17 protein-coding genes and 1 pseudogene are annotated in these 14,581 nt (G+C 42.1%); 13 read left to right on the top strand and 5 right to left on the bottom strand.

The features are described 5' to 3' along the window. Nucleotides 1-7 precede the first annotated feature (7 nt). Nucleotides 8-1,343 (bottom strand): annotated as a pseudogene (locus tag JCM19038_RS07420) (aldehyde dehydrogenase). Between the two features lie 224 nt (nt 1,344-1,567). Here JCM19038_RS07420 and JCM19038_RS24965 point away from each other — a divergent pair. From JCM19038_RS24965 to JCM19038_RS24955, 3 genes are read left to right on the top strand one after another with little or no spacing between them, the layout of a single operon-like run. Beyond that, nucleotides 1,568-2,032, top strand: a complete 465-nt coding sequence (locus JCM19038_RS24965; protein ID WP_307189987.1) for an SLC13 family permease — start codon at nt 1,568-1,570, stop codon at nt 2,030-2,032. After that, the gene (locus JCM19038_RS24960; RefSeq protein WP_307189986.1) at nt 2,029-2,739 is read left to right on the top strand and encodes an SLC13 family permease; all 711 of its coding nucleotides are present in this window, start codon (nt 2,029-2,031) and stop codon (nt 2,737-2,739) included. The genes JCM19038_RS24965 and JCM19038_RS24960 overlap by 4 nt, the downstream gene beginning before the upstream one ends. After that, the gene (locus JCM19038_RS24955; protein ID WP_307189988.1) at nt 2,703-3,041 is read left to right on the top strand and encodes an anion permease; all 339 of its coding nucleotides are present in this window, start codon (nt 2,703-2,705) and stop codon (nt 3,039-3,041) included. Before JCM19038_RS24960 ends, JCM19038_RS24955 begins: the two co-directional genes overlap by 37 nt. Nucleotides 3,042-3,093: 52 nt before the next feature. Here JCM19038_RS24955 and JCM19038_RS07410 read toward each other — a convergent pair whose 3' ends face one another. Next, nucleotides 3,094-3,618, bottom strand: a complete 525-nt coding sequence (locus JCM19038_RS07410; protein WP_042416208.1) for a hypothetical protein — start codon at nt 3,616-3,618, stop codon at nt 3,094-3,096. A 155-nt stretch (nt 3,619-3,773) separates the two neighbouring features. Between JCM19038_RS07410 and JCM19038_RS07405 the strand changes: the two genes are divergently transcribed. From JCM19038_RS07405 to JCM19038_RS07370, 9 genes are all read left to right on the top strand, one after another. Beyond that, nucleotides 3,774-4,463, top strand: coding sequence for a response regulator transcription factor (locus JCM19038_RS07405; protein WP_042416206.1), 690 nt, complete (start codon nt 3,774-3,776; stop codon nt 4,461-4,463). 12 nt (nt 4,464-4,475) lie between these two features. Beyond that, nucleotides 4,476-5,528, top strand: coding sequence for a HAMP domain-containing sensor histidine kinase (locus JCM19038_RS07400; RefSeq protein ID WP_042416203.1), 1,053 nt, complete (start codon nt 4,476-4,478; stop codon nt 5,526-5,528). 91 nt (nt 5,529-5,619) lie between these two features. Then, nucleotides 5,620-6,399: an ABC transporter ATP-binding protein gene (locus JCM19038_RS07395; RefSeq protein ID WP_042416200.1), complete on the top strand. Its 780-nt coding sequence runs from the start codon at nt 5,620-5,622 to the stop codon at nt 6,397-6,399. Further along, the gene (locus JCM19038_RS07390; RefSeq protein ID WP_042416197.1) at nt 6,374-8,284 is read left to right on the top strand and encodes an ABC transporter permease; all 1,911 of its coding nucleotides are present in this window, start codon (nt 6,374-6,376) and stop codon (nt 8,282-8,284) included. The genes JCM19038_RS07395 and JCM19038_RS07390 overlap by 26 nt, the downstream gene beginning before the upstream one ends. A 196-nt stretch (nt 8,285-8,480) precedes the next feature. After that, nucleotides 8,481-8,918: a DUF1206 domain-containing protein gene (locus JCM19038_RS20575; RefSeq protein WP_052361232.1), complete on the top strand. Its 438-nt coding sequence runs from the start codon at nt 8,481-8,483 to the stop codon at nt 8,916-8,918. Next, nucleotides 8,915-9,283 (top strand): DUF1206 domain-containing protein, encoded by a 369-nt coding sequence (locus JCM19038_RS20570; RefSeq protein ID WP_052361230.1) that lies wholly within the window; start codon nt 8,915-8,917, stop codon nt 9,281-9,283. The genes JCM19038_RS20575 and JCM19038_RS20570 overlap by 4 nt, the downstream gene beginning before the upstream one ends. A 112-nt stretch (nt 9,284-9,395) precedes the next feature. Continuing rightward, nucleotides 9,396-9,692, top strand: a complete 297-nt coding sequence (locus JCM19038_RS07380; RefSeq protein WP_042416195.1) for a hypothetical protein — start codon at nt 9,396-9,398, stop codon at nt 9,690-9,692. 83 nt (nt 9,693-9,775) lie between these two features. Then, nucleotides 9,776-10,057 (top strand): hypothetical protein, encoded by a 282-nt coding sequence (locus JCM19038_RS20565; RefSeq protein WP_052361229.1) that lies wholly within the window; start codon nt 9,776-9,778, stop codon nt 10,055-10,057. 14 nt (nt 10,058-10,071) lie between these two features. Beyond that, on the top strand, nt 10,072-10,728 hold the full coding sequence (locus tag JCM19038_RS07370) for a universal stress protein (protein WP_042416191.1): 657 nt from the start codon (nt 10,072-10,074) through the stop codon (nt 10,726-10,728). A 202-nt stretch (nt 10,729-10,930) separates the two neighbouring features. On the opposite strand, the gene JCM19038_RS07365 is transcribed toward JCM19038_RS07370, so the two are convergent. Continuing rightward, a complete protein-coding gene (locus JCM19038_RS07365; protein WP_042416190.1) occupies nt 10,931-11,683 on the bottom strand; it encodes an ABC transporter permease in 753 nt (250 codons plus the stop codon). 3 nt (nt 11,684-11,686) lie between these two features. Continuing rightward, the gene (locus JCM19038_RS07360; RefSeq protein WP_052361226.1) at nt 11,687-12,589 is read right to left on the bottom strand and encodes an ABC transporter ATP-binding protein; all 903 of its coding nucleotides are present in this window, start codon (nt 12,587-12,589) and stop codon (nt 11,687-11,689) included. A gap of 138 nt (nt 12,590-12,727) precedes the next feature. Between JCM19038_RS07360 and JCM19038_RS21700 the strand changes: the two genes are divergently transcribed. Next, nucleotides 12,728-13,438 carry a glycosyltransferase family protein gene (locus tag JCM19038_RS21700; RefSeq protein WP_081831674.1) on the top strand — a complete coding sequence of 237 codons (711 nt, stop codon included), beginning with the start codon at nt 12,728-12,730 and terminating at the stop codon, nt 13,436-13,438. On the opposite strand, the gene JCM19038_RS07355 is transcribed toward JCM19038_RS21700, so the two are convergent. Then, on the bottom strand, nt 13,330-14,520 hold the full coding sequence (locus JCM19038_RS07355; RefSeq protein ID WP_042416187.1) for an MFS transporter: 1,191 nt from the start codon (nt 14,518-14,520) through the stop codon (nt 13,330-13,332). The genes JCM19038_RS21700 and JCM19038_RS07355 overlap by 109 nt on opposite strands. Nucleotides 14,521-14,581 lie beyond the last annotated feature (61 nt).

The following is a 14,581-nucleotide window of genomic DNA, read 5'->3' as shown; positions in this document are numbered from 1 at the left end:
CGCACCCTCATTTTAGAAATTTCTTGACGAGGTTAATTTTGTTTTTAAATGGCGGATACATAAATGATACTTTTACTTTGGAACTTCGATTTGTAATGCTCTTTTTATGAGAGAATGTCTCAAAGCTGTAGACACCATGATAACTCCCCATACCAGAAGCACCGACCCTCCAAAAGGCAGATGAGGATTTGCCACGTGCATAATCGTATCGTTCACACAACCTCCCCCAAATGAGATGTCTTCCATTACTTGGTCCTGAAGCTCACTGTCCTCCGAGAAGAAGTAAAACGCAAGAGGCTTCGGCTGTCTCTTAATATCCGAGATTGCTACATCTAAATCTTCATACGTCAATATTGGCAAAATCGGACCGAAGATCTCCTCTTCCATTGATGCCACATTACGGTTTGGTAGATCGAGTAAGGTCGGTTCAATAAAACGGTCTTCTACGTCATGATGACCACCGTAAATAAGATGATCTTCATCTTTGGCGATTATTTCTTGCAATCGTTTAAAATGTCCTTCGTTAATAACCCTTCCGTAATCACGGTTGTGCTGAATGTCTTTTCCATAAAACTGTTCAATCTTCTTCTTCATCGCTGTAATCAATGAATCTTTCACGTCTGCATGAACGATAATATGATCTGGCGCAATACATGTTTGTCCATTGTTTAGAAACTTGCCCCAGACAATGCGTTCTGCCGCTCTTTTAATGTTCGCGTCCTTATGAACGAGCGTTGGGCTTTTGCCACCAAGCTCAAGTGTGACTGGTACGAGATTTTTTGCAGCGGCCTCCATAACGACTTTGCCGACCTTTGTACTTCCAGTAAAGAAAATGTAGTCAAAGGGCGCATGAATTAAAGCTGCATTCGTCTCAACTTCCCCCTCAACGACGCGGATGTATTCTTTAAAGAATATTTTTCACAAAAGCTTTTAACGAGCTTACTCGTCTCTGGAGTATGTTCAGACGGCTTCAAAATAGCGCAGTTTCCGGCAGCAATTGCGCCAATTAGCGGTTCAATTAGTAATTGGAAAGGATAGTTAAACGGACCAATAATTAATGCCGTTCCGTATGGTTCATAGAGCATGTAATTTTTAGAAGGTTGCATGAACGTTGGCGTCTTTACTTTCTCTGGTTTTGCCCACTTCGGTAACTGTTTAATTGCTTCATCGATGTTCGTCAGAACGATACCAATTTCTGTTGTATAAGTCTCAAACTGACTTTTCCCGAGGTCAAGTTCTAAGGCTTCATAGATTTCTTGCTCTTGATTTTGAATCATTGTTTTTAGTTTTTTTAGCTGTTCGATCCGAAAATCAATCGGTTTCGTCACACCGCTATAAAAAATTGTCGATGCTCTATCAGTAGCTCTTTCGCTTCTTCTACCGTGCTTACATCTGGTTTCATGACAACCTCCTCATTTAATTTTCAAAAATCTTGTTGCTTTACGTCGTTTTTTACCGTATTATACATTCATGCTCAAATTACTATCTGTTGAAAACGTTTCAACAGTGTGTGCATACTTCAGTATAGCACGTGTTAAAGATATGATCGAAAGAGGTGCATGAGGTAATGATTGAACCAGAAAAACAACCAGAATCTAGTTACAATCGCCGTAATAAACTCGGACTCATACTAGGTCCTGTGCTTTTTTTACTTACGTATTTTCTCATACCAGATAGCGTGATGGGTCACGAACCGCGAGTCGTTCTGGCGGTAACGCTACTCGTTGCAACATTTTGGGTTACTGAATCCATTCCTATGGCTGCCGCATCACTCGTTCCAATAGTATTAATTCCAGTCTTACAAGGGGCTGAGATGGGAACCATCGCCTCGGCTTACGCAAACCCTGTGATCTTTATGTACGCAGGTGGTTTCGTCATCGCGATCGCCATTGAAAAATGGAACTTGCACCGTCGGATTGCGTTAAGTATTATTCAGATGATTGGCTCTGAAAGTCAACGGATTATTCTCGGTATTATTATTTCTACTGCTGCTATCTCGATGTTCGTATCTATGCTGCAACAGCGCTTATGATGCTACCTGTAGCGATTGCCTTAATTAAAGAAGTGAAAGAAAAGAACATATTAACGGGTGACAATTTACAGCACTTCTCGAAGAGTATCTTGTTATCTGTCGCTTATGCTGCGACCATCGGTGGTCTTGCAACGATCGTTGCTGCGGTACCAAACGCCGTACTTGCCGGTATTGCTTACGAACAACTCGGACGTACAGTAACATTCGTCGAATGGTTCATGTTCGCAGGGCCAGTCGCAATTCTAATGCTCGTCGTTTTATATTTCTACCTTACTCGTATGGCATTTAAAATTACGAATAATGATGAGGAAGGCGATACAGGAAATTTAGATTTTATTAAAGAAGAAAAAGCAAAACTCGGAAAGTTTAACTACAACGAAGCAATGGTTTCGTTTGCATTCGGTTTAACCGTCATACTTTGGATTTCAATTCCGTTCATTGGAGACCTAGGAGACTTTATCCATGACGGTGCAATTGCGGTCTTTGGTGCTCTTCTCTTGTTCTTCATCCCAAGCTCTAAGAAGGGTGAACGAATTCTAGAATGGCAAGATATGACTCGCTTGCCTTGGGGCGTATTAATTCTCTTTGGTGGGGGTATGGCCATTGCTGCCGGATTCTCGTCTTCAGGATTGAATGATCATATTGGTGAAATTCTGCAAATGCTTGAAGGATTACACTTCTTCTTCATCATTCTCTTGCTCGTCTAATTGTCCTTGCAATTACAGAGATTCTATCAAACACTGCCGTAGCCAATCTCGTTATTCCACTGACTCTAGGAATGGGAATTGCGCTAGGCATTGATCCGTTACCACTCATGGCGGCGGCTGCACTTGCTGCTGGCTCTTGCTATATGCTTCCGGTTGCAACACCGCCAAACACCGCCGTCTTCAGCGCAGGATACTTGCGTATTGATGATATGGCGAAAGCCGGAGTATGGCTGAATTTAGCATCAATTATCATTATTACCGCTGCCGTCTACTGGTGGATGCCAATCGTATTCGGACTATAACTATTCAATTAAGACCCCCTTACGTGTAAGGGGGTCTTAATCTTCTTGTTGATTACGCTGTTTTAATAACGGTTACATTCACATCTGTGAGTGTTGAAGCTTGAGAAGAAGAAAGCGTAATGACAGCAGGAACGGTTGTCACCGCTACAGTTGCTGCACCTGATAAAAATGTCGCTCCAACACCCGTATCAGCAGACTCCACTAAATCAACTTGATCTTGACGAAGAAGTAATCCAACAGGTCCACCTACAGTTAGTGGTGCGGCTTCTGCATTATAAGAAATTGTATACGTTCCAGGCTCAACTAAATTAATTGCTGCCTCACCAGGTGTATGAGTAATTGCAGTACCAACGAGTTGTACGTTAGTCGCTAACGGGACTGCTAAAGGCGGTGTTGAACTATCGACAGTCGGGCTGTTAAAAATTCCGAAGTCCAAATCCCCTGGAAGTGTAGGAACGGTTGGCGATGTTGGAACGACGCCTCCACCTACTACTCCTGGCCCGTTAATTAGGTTGTTGTTAATCTCAATGCCATTCTCACAATAACGACTATTTTGAAAAGGATTAGGTCTAACCATCCATTTTCACCTCCTGTTATTCCTTACAGTGTATACAGGCAAGAGCATGTTTGCCTTTGCGTTTGCCCTAGTGAAAATGCGGATCTTTTCTGTGAAGACTATCAACAAACTGATTTCTTTTGTTATGATACGAACAAGCAAAGGAGAGACTACACATGTACTCAATCTATATTGTTGAAGACGATCAGCAAATCGCAACGTTACTCGGTCAACATCTCGGACGTTACGGTTATCACGTGAGCTATACAAACCAGTTTGATGATGTTAAAGCTGAAGTGATTGAACACAATCCCGACCTAATTTTGTTAGATATTAATTTACCCTATTTCGACGGCTTTCATTGGTGCCGCCAAATTAGAACTTTTTCTAATGCACCGGTTATTTTCATCTCAGCTCGTACCGATGAAATGAACCAAGTATTGGCCATTGAGCATGGTGGCGATGATTACATTACAAAGCCTTTTCATTTGGACGTTGTAACCGCCAAAATCAAAAGTGCGTTACGACGTACGTACGGAGAATACGCGAACAATACAGACTCCGAGCAAAAAGAAATCAATGGGCTGATTATCTACCCTAACAAAAACGAAATTGAATTTAAGCAATCACGAATTGAACTCTCCAAAAAAGAATTCCTCCTATTTGCAAAACTCATTGCCCAACCTGACCAAATCGTTAGCCGAGATGATTTGTTGGAATCACTTTGGGATGAGGTTGATTTTGTGGATGACAATACGCTTTCTGTAAACGTCAACCGTGTACGAAAACGACTGCAAGAGATTGGCATTGTAGATGCCATTCATACGGTGCGAGGTCAAGGATACCGACTTCGAGTGAATTGGTAAGGAGGCAATGTTATGCTAAAAGATTTTCTGCACGACCGGTTACCGCTCATTGTACTCATTTACTTTAGTACGCTCATCACCATTTTAATTGCTGTACTTTTAATCAGCTTTTCAGGGGGAGAACAGAGCTTCTCAACCTATGTCTATATGCTTCTCCTCGCGTCCCTTTTTCTTTGTGCTGGTTTATTGATTGATTACGTAAGACACCGGTCGTTTTTGAAACAGTTGTATGCCATTGATCCACATTCGACCTCGTTGGATGAGATCCGCAAGCTTACACACCGCCAAGCACCTACACAAACGACAAAACGAATGCTGGATGTCATTCGCACGGTCGATGTTCACACTCACGATCAAATCATTCAATATGAAACCGATCGAAAGCAACACGAAACGTTTATTAACCAATGGGTTCATCATATGAAAACACCAATGAGTGTCATTTCACTTCTCTCTCAAGAAGGGAAAAAACAGGCGGGTGACGATCATGTCCAAACGTTTTTCAACGACATTCAAGATGAGAATGATCGCTTTCGACACGGTCTTGAACTCATGTTGCAACTCGCACGTTTAGATCACTTCTCCCTCGATTTCCGTGCCGAGCCTGTTGAATTAACACAGCTATTACGTGAAGTGATCAATGAGGAAAAACGTCAATTCATTCGACGTAACCTTTACCCTCAAATTGTAGAAGACACCGATCAAACGATCGTATACAGTGACTCCAAATGGTTACGTACCGTGATTAAACAATTAATCATTAATGCAATTAACTATTCCCATCACGGAGATGGAAACAAAATCACTTGTAAAATTAAACAAGAACGAGAAAGTGTGTCGCTCTTTATCCAAGACTCAGGGATCGGAATTCCAACACACGATCTCCCCCGTGTATTTGAACCATTCTTTACTGGGGATAACGGTCGTAAAAAAACAGAATCAACCGGAATGGGGCTTTATCTCGCACGCACAATCGCCAATCAATTAGGTCATTCCTTAACGATTGATTCTGAATTAGAACGAGGAACGACCGTGCGTCTTACATTTACGAGCAAAACTTTATGACAAGTTTGTAAGGTTATGAAAGAACAATCGATGGGAAGAGCGGGATCTCAATCGCTATACTAAACTCACAACAGTAAAGGAGAGATTCCAAATGACACTTCTACACGTCGATGCCATTAGTAAGACGTATTACCCTAAAAAAGAAGGCCTATCTTATAAAGCATTATCGAATTTTAACATGTCGGTTGAGCGCGGAGAATTTGTTGGGGTCATGGGACCATCTGGTAGCGGAAAAACAACCTTATTAAACTTACTCGCAACGATTGATAAACCAACGTCAGGAACGTTCCTAATTGACGGGACAGACCCTGCTACGTTAAATGATAGCCAATTAGCACAGTTTCGCCGTAGACAACTTGGTTTTGTCTTTCAAGATTTTAATTTACTCGACACGTTAACGGTTCGAGAGAACATTCTATTGCCACTAGCACTCGATAAGACGTCACACAAGACGATGAACAATCGCCTTGATTTGCTTGCAGACCAACTCGGTATTCAAGACATTTTAGACAAGAGAACGACTGAAATTTCAGGTGGTCAACAACAGCGAACAGCATGTGCTAGAGCGGTTATTCATGATCCGAAAATTGTACTTGCAGACGAGCCGACCGGAAATCTAGATTCCAAGTCAGCAAGACAAGTGATGGATACGATGACAACGATGAATAAAGATGAGGGCGCAACCATTCTCATGGTTACCCACGACGCTACAGCAGCGAGCTATTGCGATCGAATTGTCTTCATCAAAGACGGTCAGTTCTTCTCTGAAATCCGTAAAGGCGAGCGTCAGCAGACGTTTTACCAGAAGGTACTCGACACGCTTTCTGTACTCGGAGGTGACTTTAGTGACGATTACAAAACTCGCTCGTAAAAACCTCACGGGTCACGCTCAACGTTATGCTGCATACTTTTTAAGTTGTGTTTTTGCGGTGTCTGTGTTCTTTATTTATGCACAATTTGTCTTCCACCCCGACGTTTTGAACGGGGATATTCGCGGCGGAGATGCCGTGCGCACAGGAATGATTATGGCTCAAGTCATTATTATTCTGTTCTCAATTTTCTTTATCGCTTATTCTAATCGTGTCTTCTTAAGCACACGATCAAAAGAATTCGGTCTTCTATCGTTATTCGGGATGAGCAAACGTCAATTGTGTCGTTTAGTTTATTTTGAGCAAACGCTCATTTCAGCGACCGCGATTCTAGTTGGACTAGGAATTGGAACTTTATTCTCTAAGCTGTTCTTAATGCTTATGTCGTCCATGCTCGGAACCGAGTCACCGATTGAGTTTCAGTTCGTTTTATTTGCGTATTTATTAACTGCTCTTGGATTCTTTGTCTTATTCCAAGTGCTCACGCTACTTTCATTTTGGCGATTACGAAAAGCGAACATTCAAGATCTCCTAAAAGACGCACGAAAACCGAAACATATGCCAAAGTTCTCTTGGATGCTAACGATCCTAGGGTTAATTTTGCTCATTGCAGGCTACACAATTGCAGCTACCGCATCGATCATGCTTGCCGTTTTCTTAATACCACCAATCTTGTTTCTCGTCGTCACCGGTTCCTATTTGTTGTTTCGACAAGGAACGGTCGCTTTATATAAGAAGCTATATGATCAACCGTCGTTCTACAACGGAACAAACCTTGTAACGCGTACGAATATTCTTTTCCGTTTAAAAGATTACGCCAACATGTTGTTTTTAACTTCGACGATTATTGCAGTCGTCTTAACGGCAGGTGGAACCGTCTACCTTCTCTTCGATTCGACCATTCGAATGGCAACGAATCAAATGGCAACAACGATTGCTTGGTACAACTATGATGAAGATGAACCAATCTTAGAGAAAGAAACCGCTGATGCGATTCTCGCAAAGCACGACACGGATATTTTGTATACGATTGATACAGAAGTTACGCCAATCGACTTCCAAAAAGGGAGTCTAGAAACAGATGCCATTGCACTTTCTGAATCAGCGTACAACGACATTGCCTTAGATATGGATTTACCTCAGCTAAATTTACAATCAGACGAACTCTTTGTAGCAGCACCGTTTATCCAAAACAGTCCTGACTACTCTCTAAAGGAGGGAGATGTCATAAACGTCTATAACGAGGCGTACAAAGTTTATGACTTCACTGATCGTCCGATCTTGTCCACAGCAAGTAGTGGCTGGATACAATTCATTGTCCCTGATGAAACCTATGCACAATGGGGATCTGTCGTTGACGAACGTTACCAAGCTTACGGATATGAATTGGATAATTGGAAAGAACAAGGCGACGTTTCGAATGAAATTCGCGAAGCTGCCGAATCCGGAGACCAGTCGTATTTCGTTCAGGCCAACGCCTCAGACTATCAAATGGTCATGCAGACGTTTTCACTAACACTGTTTATCGGCATCTTTGTGAGCTTACTATTCTTCATTGTTCAAGGAAGCATGCTTTATCTAAAACTGTTTACTGAACTTGAAGATACAAAGAAACAATTACTCTCGCTTAAACGAATTGGATTAACGAAAAAAGAAGCAAAGAAGATTCTTGGATCTAAAATCCGCTTTCTCTTTTTCACCCCGTATCTTGTTGGTGCATTACATGCGAGCTTTGCCTTTTTAATGCTAAACAGCATGCTCGAAGGTGCTGCCGGTTCAATGTTGTTATGGAACGGTTTGCTCGTCATCGGAATTGGTGCCCTTTTACAACTCATCTATTTCTTTATCACACGTTATTACTTCGTGCGTGCCGCATACAAATCATAAGAAATTGATTCTAAATAAGACACCTCCCGTTTACGTAGTGAATACGTTAGTGGGAGGTTTTTGTTAGCGATCACTTTTATTGCTCACCTGTCATCCTAACAAGTGAGCGACTCGGTCTTTCATACTTGAAGATTCACCATTTTGATTCTAATTAAGCAAGCCGATCGATACATATGTACAACGAGGAGGACGAGTGATGAAGCCATCTCAACAGACGGTTCCTTGGTTGCAACGTTTTGCTCGATTCGGTTATATGTGTCAAGGAACCGTATTTATCCTTATTGGTATTCTCGCGCTACTTGCCGCGTTTAACCTTGGCGGAGATACAGAGAATACAACAGGGGCACTGCGATCACTTTCACGGTTGCCTTTCGGGCAATTTTTGCTCTTTGCAATCGGCTTTGGGTTGATTGGCTATATTATGTTGATGTTGTTAAAAACGTTTAAAGATGTGGATAATCACGGCACTGCACTTGGTGGTCTTTTTCAACGCGGGACGTATCTGTTTAGCGCGTTGGTTTATAGTTTAATTTGCATTCAATCTTTTCGCTTTGCTCTCCATCAATTTAGCCAAGATACCTATAACGAAACGACCTTTTCCTCTTATTTGTTGTCTAAGCTTACGGTGCGATGATCGTTTTTATTATCGGACTAGGGATCTTGGTTGCAGGCTTCCTGCAATTTTACTCTGCACTAACGAACACGCACCGCGACGGCTTTAAATCGTATGAAATGACACCAAAAGAAAAGCATTTTGCTACGATGACAGGGAAGATAGGATTTGGCGCACGCTCCATCCTGTTTATGATGATCGGTTACTTTTTCATGATCACCGCTCACCGTTCGGATCCGAATGAAGCACGGGGGTTTGACGATGCCCTTGCAACCCTGCAGCAACAACCGTTTGGAGATGTCTGGTTAGCGATTGTTGCTTTTGGACTCGTCGCATATGGCGTGTATGCGTTTGTCCGAGCGTATTATGAGCAGATGCGTTTCTAACCTTCCGATCTGGAAGGTTTTTTAGTTTGTTGTGAACTTCCCATCACTGCATAAAAAGACGTCTGTTTGGGCAAACTGTGTCACAAATTGACTGTTAAAGGACGTGACACCGTTGCAAAACTCTGCAAAGATACATCATACTCTCGTCTGTGTGCAACATGGCAAAAACGGACTTCGCTTTATTGAACAGGCATTACAAACCATCGATCATACATCCCACCATACGACCATTTTTTTATTCGATAATATGGCTTGTGAAGAAGACGAGGCGCATCGCATCGTAGGGATGTCTTTATTCCAAAAGCTCGCCCTAAAATACGAAGCGGACTTACTCATAAGCGAAGGAAAACCATTGACCAACCGGAAACTCATGCCGAGACTGCGAAAGAAGTTCAAGCTACACATTTAATCGTTGGCCAATCAATTGAGAGTTTATGGCGCAAATGGATCGGGAAATCTACCATTGATCACCTTTCAAAAGACATTCCTTCTGTGAATGTGCACATGATCCCCCATGAACATGCTCATGAAGAAGAAGATTGGACGTTTGATAAAGGAGTCGATGCTTACCTTTTTCCTATATACAATGGAACGTACTTCGTCGATTTCCACCGGACAGGCGACGAATCACATGAAGGGGTTTTCTTTAAACATCGTCATACTGACTTTAACAACGGTCGGTTTGCCTTCTATGATGACGACCGCATTACCGAAGCACACGTTAGAAAAGGCATTATTCACGAACTAACGGATCATTTTGAACAACAAGCTTAAAAAGGATGATACTGATGGCTGAGAATATTCTTGTTTGCGTCAATTATGGACACCACGGAGCACGACTGATTAAACGAGGATCAGAGCTTGCCAAAACAACGGAAGCAAATCTCTACATTCTCGTCTTTGATTCCCTCCCACAAGACGATTACAAAAATGATCGAGAAGTTGATATGAGTATTTTCAAAGAAATGGCAACAGACTACGGTGCAGAATTAATTGTAGAAGAAAGTCATGCCCATAATATTTCGAAGGTCATCAAACGAATTGCAAAGGAAATTGATGCAACTCAAATCGTCATTGGCCAACGTGTGGAAAACTTGTGGACAGCTTTAATTGGCGGTTCGATTATCGACATTCTCCTACATGATATTCCTTCAGCTGACTTGCACGTCGTGCCGAAGCCTCGTGCTGATGAAGAAGAAGATTGGAACTTCGAGCGTGGGGTTACTGCTTATTTATATAAAAATGACGATCACACGTATACGCTAAATTTCGATCACCAGAAAAACTGTGATTACGAAGGTGTCTTCTTCAAATACTTGCAAACCGATTTCAACAATGGCTTGTTCGCTTTCCAAAAAGACAACCGTGTGTTTGAAGTCCGAGTCAACGATGGGGTCGTCGAGTCCCTCGTAGATATTGATGAAGAAAAAGATAGGATGTTATAAAATGCAAAAAATCGAGGAGAATTCTCCTCGATTTTTGCGTCTTTATAGAGAAAGAAACACGCGAAGTGTTTGGAACCACCACATAAGTGTCTGTATGTTGGGAGTTGGCTCCAAAATTGAAGTTAGATTACTAAAATCTCCACCAAACCTCTCTAAAAGAAATCCCTTATCCAAGATCTCTTCAACAATTCAAGACAGGACGCTATAAAACGTCCTGTCTTTTGTAAATCACGTGGGCGATTGCCAACATCAATGCGATATGAATAAGTAGAAATCCAATTGACGCCCACATCGATGGGAATGGAGCCGGAGCTAAGGAGACGGGATTGTAGTTGTTAAACACATCAATATGAGCAAACACAATCCAAGAAGCCCAGTCATATTCAGCAGCAAGCAATACGAACAAATCTGCGAAAAAATACGGTAAAATTGTTAGTACAATCGTAACGGCGGTGTTTTTAGTAATAACCGCAATTAACGTTGCTAGCGCTACATAAAAGATAAGTGACGGCGTCGTATACAATGCGGTTTCGAATAAGTAATAGAACGTTGACGAAAGTGGTACGACGTGCGGAAAGAACAACCCAAAAGCGAAAAGCAACGCTAACACAAAACAATAAAGCAAAAAGCTAATCACTAAATTCGTCAACCACTTTGATAACAGTACTCGATGACGTGATACTGGTTTTATGAGTAATTGCTTGATCGTACCTGTAGATGCTTCACCTGAGATTGCTCCGGTCACGAGCACAAAACTGTACAACATAATAAAGATATGGAGAACAGAACCGATCGTGACAAACTCCTCTGTTGTAAGCAATAACCCAAAAGATTGATCAATTGCAATCGCAACGATAAAGATAAACAGAATTAGAATAGACATCATCATCATCGCGAGTCCAATTCTCCGACCGTGCCATGCTTTTAACGTCTCATTAATGACTAATCCTTTCATCGTTCATCCCTCTCTGACTCTAATAACGAGAAGTAGCGCTCTTCCAACCTTGTTCGTAACGAATCTCATATACCTGACGTTCTGCTGAACGAGCGTTTCAACGATCGCTGGAATCTGCTCATACGGTTGGTCGTAAATGACAAACTGATTCTCATTTTTTTCTACGTTCCCAAATTGCGCTAACTGGGTATATGCGTCGGCTTCTGGACTCGCTGTAACATAGACCGAATACGTACTTTCAGTCGCTGACGAACGCAAATCAAATTCATCAACAGCTTGACCATCTTTAATGACGATGGCACGGTCACAAAGCACTTCAACTTCACGAAGTTGGTGACTCGAAACGAGCAACGTTACCCCATCTTGCTTGGCTAAGCGACGTAAGTAATAGCGCAGTTCTTTTATTCCATTTGGATCTAAACCGTTTGTCGGTTCGTCAAGAATTAATACGGATGGTTGATGAAGAATGGATACCGCAATGCCAAGTCGTTGCTTCATGCCCAGAGAATACGTTTTTACTTTGTCATCAATTCGATTTGTGAGTTCTACTAGGTCAATGACTTGTTCAATTCGTTCTTCACTAATTGGCTTTTGACTCATCCTTGCAAAGTGTTCAAGATTTTGTCTGCCCGATAAGTACGTATACAAATCAGGGTCTTCAACAATCGCACCAATATGCTGCAGCGCTTCTTCACGGTTTTTGTTAAGATCCTTTCCTTCAATAAAGACTTCCCCACGGTCCATCTTTATTAAAGAGACGATTAAACGAATCGTCATCGTCTTCCCAGACCCATTCGGTCCTAAAAACCCATAAATTAAGCCCCGATCCAGTGAAAATGATAAATCGTTGATCACTTTATGACCTTTGAAAGTTCGACTCAATTGTTTCACAACAAGAGGTTTCATCAGCTAGCACCTCCTTAAATTTCTTGTGGCTAATTCGTTTTGGTTGCATATAGATAGTTTCAGAACAAGTAAAGCGGGGAGAGTACATGGACGATACAAAAATCGCATTTATATTGTGTGTGAACGACGAATCTCACTATGCAAAGTGCTTACGGCATATCGCGCTTTTATCGGTCCCCAAAGTATAAGATTGAAATCATCGGCATACGCGGTGCAAACAGTATGACAGAAGGGTACAATAACGGGTTGAAGAAAACCGACGCTAAATATAAGATTTATCTACATCAAGATGTGATGATTATCCATCATATGATGCTTTACAATATGCTCGAGATTTTTCTTCACTCTCCGAAGGTTGGGATGCTCGGTGTTGTAGGATGCGAACACCTCAACGATCAAGGCCTCTGGTGGGACAGTCCAAATCGGTTCGGAAAAGTACTCGAAGACAAAGGTTACTACGTGATGTCAGTACTTCATGAACCAACAAGTCATTATCAGTCAGTTGAAGCGATTGACGGTTTGATCATCATGACCCAATACGACCTTGAATGGGAGTCTTCGGTCTTTGACCATTGGCATTTCTATGATATTTCTCAATGCGAAAAGTTTAAAGCGCACGGGTACGAAATTGGCGTCCCACAACAAGGTTACCCTTGGGTGATTCACGAGTGCGGTCCAATCATTAACATGGATCGTTATGAAGAATACCGCCTCAAATTTCTTGATTGGAAAAACAACTTCTATAGCTCTTCTGCTCGTTCTTTTTTTGCATATTGGATTGCCGGTACAGCAAGAGCGAGCAACCCAAGCATAAATACGACGACTCCAAGCCACGCAAACGACGTATAGAAGAAGCCCCCAATGGCTCCGGCAATACTTGAGCCCGCGTAATAAGCAAACAAATAAAGCGAAGATGCTTGTGATCGATATTCCTTAGCACGTTGACTAACCCATGCACTCGCTGTCGAGTGTGCGCCAAAAAATCCAAAGGTAAAGATAACAACGCCTAGAATCGTTACCAGCAACATGGGCACTAACGTGAGCAATGCACCAACCGTCATTAAACCAATACCTAGAAAAATCACTGTAGGCTTCCCGTGTCGATCCGCTTTCTTACCCATATAAACCGAACTAAACGTTCCTGCTAAATAGACGATGTAAATAAAGCCGATAATCGCTTGAGATAAAGAAAATGGTGGCTCCATTAATAAGTAAGCGAAATAATTAAAGAGAACGATGAAGGAGCCCATGAGAATAAACCCTAGCGAAATGACGGCCATTAATTGTGGTTGTTTTAACACAGAACCATATCGACGTAACGCTTGATTCACTGACAGCTCCTTTGGCTTATAATGCTTTGATTTCGGTAACATCAATACGAACAACACGCTCATGAGAAGGGACAAGCCTCCAAGTGCAGTAAGCGCCACTTGCCAATTCCAAATGTCTGTCAAAACCCCTGTAATGAGCCGCCCACTCATCCCACCAATGCTTGAACCTGCGATGTAGAGCCCCATTACTTTTCCGAGGCTGTTTTGATCAAACTCTTCCACAACGTAGGTCATAGCAATCGCCGGAACACCTGCGACAGCTATGCCGAGAAACGTTCGAATCGACAATAGCGTTCCAAAATTCGGACTAAATGCTGTAAGAAGACCCATTACAGCCGTCAAAATCATTGATAAAACCATCACATTCTTCCGACCGAACCGGTCCGATAACGGTGCTGCCACGAGTAACAAAATAGCAAGCATACCTGTTGTAACTGAAATGGTTAAACTCGCTGATTGAGCGGTAACACCAAATTCATTAGAAAAAATGGGAAGCAAAGGTTGAGTCGCGTAAATCGTTGCAAACGTTACAAACCCAGCAAAAAATAACGCGATCGCCGCAGCGTAGTAAGTTTTCGTCCCACTTTGAATATAAGTCACACTAACGCCTTCTTTCTATTCTCTTAAGTCTAATACGCGAACTTGGAATCGTCCACAACCT

Source organism: Geomicrobium sp. JCM 19038 (genome assembly GCF_000698125.1).
In the GTDB taxonomy this organism is placed as follows: Bacteria; Bacillota; Bacilli; order Bacillales; family Marinococcaceae; genus Geomicrobium_A.
Note: the sequence above shows the minus strand (reverse complement) of the source record. Positions and strands in the feature narration are given on the sequence as shown.

What these genes read in the sequence shown, in the direction of transcription:
- JCM19038_RS07370 (WP_042416191.1), top strand. Translation starts at nt 10,072, where the DNA reads ATGGCTGAGAATATTCTTGTTTGCGTCAATTATGGACACCACGGAGCA.
- JCM19038_RS07400 (WP_042416203.1), top strand. Translation starts at nt 4,476, where the DNA reads ATGCTAAAAGATTTTCTGCACGACCGGTTACCGCTCATTGTACTCATT.
- JCM19038_RS24960 (WP_307189986.1), top strand. Translation starts at nt 2,029, where the DNA reads ATGATGCTACCTGTAGCGATTGCCTTAATTAAAGAAGTGAAAGAAAAG.
- JCM19038_RS07365 (WP_042416190.1), bottom strand. Translation starts at nt 11,683, where the DNA reads ATGAAAGGATTAGTCATTAATGAGACGTTAAAAGCATGGCACGGTCGG.
- JCM19038_RS21700 (WP_081831674.1), top strand. Translation starts at nt 12,728, where the DNA reads ATGCAAAGTGCTTACGGCATATCGCGCTTTTATCGGTCCCCAAAGTAT.
- JCM19038_RS24965 (WP_307189987.1), top strand. Translation starts at nt 1,568, where the DNA reads ATGATTGAACCAGAAAAACAACCAGAATCTAGTTACAATCGCCGTAAT.
- JCM19038_RS07360 (WP_052361226.1), bottom strand. Translation starts at nt 12,589, where the DNA reads ATGAAACCTCTTGTTGTGAAACAATTGAGTCGAACTTTCAAAGGTCAT.
- JCM19038_RS20575 (WP_052361232.1), top strand. Translation starts at nt 8,481, where the DNA reads ATGAAGCCATCTCAACAGACGGTTCCTTGGTTGCAACGTTTTGCTCGA.
- JCM19038_RS20570 (WP_052361230.1), top strand. Translation starts at nt 8,915, where the DNA reads ATGATCGTTTTTATTATCGGACTAGGGATCTTGGTTGCAGGCTTCCTG.
- JCM19038_RS07405 (WP_042416206.1), top strand. Translation starts at nt 3,774, where the DNA reads ATGTACTCAATCTATATTGTTGAAGACGATCAGCAAATCGCAACGTTA.
- JCM19038_RS07410 (WP_042416208.1), bottom strand. Translation starts at nt 3,618, where the DNA reads ATGGTTAGACCTAATCCTTTTCAAAATAGTCGTTATTGTGAGAATGGC.
- JCM19038_RS07395 (WP_042416200.1), top strand. Translation starts at nt 5,620, where the DNA reads ATGACACTTCTACACGTCGATGCCATTAGTAAGACGTATTACCCTAAA.